3 protein-coding genes are annotated in these 1830 nt (G+C 74.9%); all 3 read left to right on the top strand.

Going from position 1 to position 1830, the window contains the following annotated elements; all coding sequences use genetic code 11:
* Positions 1–577, top strand: a 577-nt coding sequence (locus HII36_RS54970) for a cellulose binding domain-containing protein (protein ID WP_173531347.1), incomplete at its 5' end; no start/stop codon positions are given.
* A 189-nt stretch (positions 578–766) separates the two neighbouring features.
* Positions 767–1495 (top strand): GNAT family N-acetyltransferase, encoded by a 729-nt coding sequence (locus HII36_RS54965; protein ID WP_173531346.1) that lies wholly within the window; start codon positions 767–769, stop codon positions 1493–1495.
* On the top strand, positions 1492–1830 hold a 339-nt coding region (locus HII36_RS54960; RefSeq protein WP_407940922.1), incomplete at its 3' end, for a hypothetical protein. The genes HII36_RS54965 and HII36_RS54960, both read left to right, overlap by 4 nt.

The raw sequence follows: 1830 nt of genomic DNA, 5'->3' as shown, positions 1-1830 counted from the left end.
CGGCACGCCCGCCGCCGCCTCGGTCACGGCCTCGTCCGCCGACCTGACGTGGGCCGCCGCCACCGACGACGTGGGCGTGACCGGCTACGAGGTGGTGCGGGTGCAGGGGACGGCGGAGACGGCCGTGGCCACGTCCGCGAGCGCGTCGGCGTCCGTCACCGGGCTGAGCGCCGGCACCGCCTACACCTTCGCCGTCTACGCGCGTGACGCGGCGGGCAACCGCTCGCCCCGCTCCGGCACGGTCACCGTCACCACGCGGCCGGACGGCGGGACGGGCCGCTGCGCGGTGACGGCAGGCGTCCAGAGCCAGTGGGGGACCGGGTACGTCGTGCAGGCCACCGTGACCAACCCAGGCGGCGCGGCGATCAGCGGCTGGGCCGTGACGTTCACGCTGCCGCCCGGGCACCAGATCACCGGGAGCTGGAACGGGGTGGTCAGCCGGTCGGGGCAGGTCGTCACGGTGCGCAACGCCCCGCACAACGGCGACCTCGGGCCGGGCGGCGGCACGTCGTTCGGCTTCCAGTCGTCCCGGCCGGACGGCGACACCCACCTGCCGACCGGCTACGCCTGCACCTGACCCCCTTTCAGGCCCGCCACGCCGTGCTGACGTGCGTGGCGGGCGGCTCCGGTCCTGGTGTTGCGAGCAGTTTCGCGCACCGGCGGGGACATTCACCGGGCCGACGTTTCACCACCCCCGATGCGTGACGCCCTTGTCATGTTCGCCTGTCGACATGGTCGCGAGACGCTTTGAGGGAAGGACGCGCCCATGACGATCTCCATGGACACCGGCGCCCTGGACACCGGGCACTACACCGTCGGCCTGGCGACGAGCGCCGCCGACGTGCAGGCCGCGCAGCGGTTGCGGCACGAGGTCTTCGCCGGGGAGATGGGGGCGCGGCTCGACAGCCCGGTCTCCGGCCTCGACGTCGACAGGTTCGACGCCGCCTGCGATCACCTGCTGGTCCGCGACGGCCGCCAGGTCGTCGGCACCTACCGGCTGCTCCCGCCTGGACGAGCCGACCTGCTGTACTCCGACACCGAGTTCGACCTGCGCGCCCTGGCCGGCATCAGGAAGGACCTGGTCGAGGTGGGACGCACCTGCGTGCACCCCGACCATCGCGGCGGCGCGGTGATGGCGCTGATGTGGGCGGGCATCGCCCGATACATGATCGACGGCGGCCACCGCTGGCTGGCGGGCTGCTGCTCGGTGCCGCTCGACGACCGGGGCGCGGTGGCGGCCGGAGTCGTGGACCGGGTGCCGCCGGGGCCCGAGGAGTACCGGGTCACGCCGCACCGGCCGTGGCGCTCGTCCGGCGCGCCGCGTCCCGACCGGTTCGTGCCGCCCGCGCTGCTGCGCGGCTACCTGCGGCTGGGCGCCTGGGTGTGCGGGCCGCCCGCCCACGACGCGGACTTCGGCTGCGCCGACTTCTTCGTGTTGCTGTCCATGGACCAGGTGAACACCCGCTACCTGCGTTACTTCCTGGGGGAACCGTGATCACGTCCGGCCCGGCGCTGACGGAAGGCGTCAGGGGGCAGATCCATCCCTGGCTGCGGCTGGGGCCGTGCTCGCCGGTCGCCTGCGTGGCAGGTCCGGCCGCCGGTGCAGGTCCGGCCCGTCTGGCGGCGCGGCTGCTGGGCGCCCTGGCGGTGGTGCTGGCGGGGGTGCCGGTGGCGCTGGCCGCGCGGTGGGCTCCCGCGGTGAAGCAACGGGAGATCACCATGCTGTGGGCGCGGCTGCTGCTGCGCGCGCTCGGCGTCCGGCTGGTGATCACCGCGCCGCCGCAGCCGGCCACCCGCTCGGTGGGGCTCGTGGGCGCCGGGCTCCGAGGC

Origin of the sequence: Nonomuraea antri (genome assembly GCF_013283785.1) — a bacterium.
GTDB lineage: Bacteria > Actinomycetota > Actinomycetes > Streptosporangiales > Streptosporangiaceae > Nonomuraea > Nonomuraea antri.
The sequence above is the reverse complement of the archived record's forward strand: the minus strand, read 5'-3'. Positions and strand labels throughout refer to the sequence as shown.